3 protein-coding genes are annotated in these 2224 nt (G+C 37.1%); all 3 read left to right on the forward strand.

Translation table 11 applies throughout. From position 1 onward, the window contains the following. Positions 1-204 precede the first annotated feature (204 nt). Positions 205-756: a CdiA C-terminal domain-containing protein gene (locus WH45_RS22550; RefSeq protein WP_052723931.1), complete on the forward strand. Its 552-nt coding sequence runs from the start codon at positions 205-207 to the stop codon at positions 754-756. Between the two features lies 1 nt (position 757). After that, on the forward strand, positions 758-1633 hold the full coding sequence (locus tag WH45_RS22555) for a hypothetical protein (protein ID WP_046216684.1): 876 nt from the start codon (positions 758-760) through the stop codon (positions 1631-1633). Between the two features lie 377 nt (positions 1634-2010). Then, a partial coding sequence (locus tag WH45_RS22560; RefSeq protein ID WP_046216685.1) for a hypothetical protein occupies positions 2011-2224 on the forward strand: 214 nt, incomplete at its 3' end.

Genomic DNA, 2224 nt, shown 5'->3' on the forward strand with positions numbered 1-2224 from the left:
ACTGACGCCGGTAGAGTACCGACGCCAGTTTGCTTGATGGGGCTTTTTTAACTGTCTACAAAATAGGGGCTTGACCATCATGCTCTCAGGGTTTTCTTTTTCGTGGGGGCTACCCAGTGCCGAATGAACCCATCATTCAACCAATAACACATATAACCCATGTAATACCCATATCTTGGGATGGAAGTCGTGGGGGCCGATGGAATGGTGTATCGGATTGCGGAGAAGGATCTGCCGGGTCCGGAAAAGAACGGGTATATGCGTTCTGAGGGGACGGATAAAATTAATCTAACCGAGCCTTCGTTATCTAAAGGTAGTAAACTTACAGATGAAGAGCTTGAAATGTTCAATTCTAAGAAAAAATATCCAGGGATTGAAAGGGAAATAGACACCTTAAAAACCTTAAGAACTGAGGGGTATGATGTAACTCCATTAAAAGAAAATCCTAATGGAGGAAATGGTTTTGGAATAAAACCTGATTCAAACCCAGACTTTATGATACAAGGTAAAGTTTTTGACTGTTATGCTCCTCAAGGGGAGTTTTCAAAAAATAAGACTAAGGAAATACAAGGTAAAACGAAAAAGCAAGCAACAAGAATTATTTTGAACCTTGATGACTTTAATCCTAGTAAGGTAGATATGTTAAAACAAGAGATATTGAGAAAGGCTAACCCTAATGGTGATTTGAAATACTTACAAGAGTTGCTTGTTGTAAAAGATGGTGAAATTACTAGATGGTTCTGGAAAGGTGATTAGCATGGAAATGACATATTATTTCTTCAATAACTTTCATAGAAGTGAAGAAGTTGAAGATTTTCTTCTGCACCATGTAGAAAGTCTTATAGAAAATAAAAGTACTCTTAAGTTTACAAAACAAGAAGAAAGTGAGGAAGGTGAAGGAGATACATTATATGTTAAATGCGATTTTTTCAGCTTCACCATTACATTATTCGATGTAAAGAATATATCCAGGGACTATGATGTTAATGTGAATTATGGATTGGAGTTTAATATATACGAAGATGGAAATAGGAAATTCATTGAGTTTTTAGGTAAACTTCTAAAAAGCAATGACGGAGGGGCATTACTTTTAAAGGATTCTGAATATAAAATATTAGAGAGGAGAAAAAACAATATACTCGTAGATAGTCACTTTTTTAATGCTGATTATGAAGCATTAAATCTTTCTTACATTCAGGGGACATACAAAAAGATTTACTTACGGATTGAAGGTAACTTTACTACAAACGAAATTAAACTTGAAGGCGTGAAAATAGTTGAGGACCATGAGAATCATTATAAGGTTAAAGTAGTGGAAGACCCGGACTACTCTTCAGAATTTACTATTAACTGGGAGGATTTACAGCTTCATATTAGTAATGTTGGAACAGAAATAAATTTAGTCTGTAATCAAATTTTTGGCCCTAATGATATTTCAAGATTGAAGAGGTTATTGTATTTCTTTGAGCAATTCACAATTAAATTTACTGGCGACTATGAATTAATGATGATACAAGGGTATTGGGAGCAAAGAAAAAGCGTTTTGTTAGTAAGACAAAATGGAAAAGTAACGGTTAATAACCAAGCTGAGGAGGCATGCTTACTATCCGAGTTCAATTTTAAAGATGGATAGTTTGATAGTTCTCAATTTGAACGAGAATTAAGTTTTGTTAGAACGAATTTCCAATGATCAAACCGATGTATCAAATTCAAAAACTGTATTGAACGATGATCCACAGCGGATAATACCCAGTCCTGAATGAATCCATCATTCAACTAATGACATATATAACCCATGTAATACCCATATAAAGATTTCTTCATTTCGGTTATGCGCATATCAAATGCTTTAATTTCATACCCTAAATAACGCTATTCCGATACAAAAAACAGGTCAATCATGACCACTACTACCATGATTGACCTATTTTTGTTGTTTTCATTTTTGTTGTGGATAGATTTGTCGACGAACGGCATCAACACTACCGGCGCTGGTGGGCGGGCAAAGTCATGACCCAAGCTCGTATTACGCTGCTGACTCCTTTTAGTCCGATCGGCTGGACCTCACGGGTCAATCTGGAACAATCCTATCGCCAGATCCCGGAAGATGTCCGTCTGCGCTGGGATAATGAGACACAGCGCAAAGTCTGGGAAGCGTATAATTTGCAAAGGTATCAGGAAAGAGAGGCAGAAATTGCGCAGCAGGCCGCGGAGGAAGCGGAGC

Source organism: Paenibacillus wulumuqiensis (assembly GCF_000971965.1).
GTDB classification, from domain to species: Bacteria; Bacillota; Bacilli; order Paenibacillales; family Paenibacillaceae; genus Saccharibacillus; species Saccharibacillus wulumuqiensis.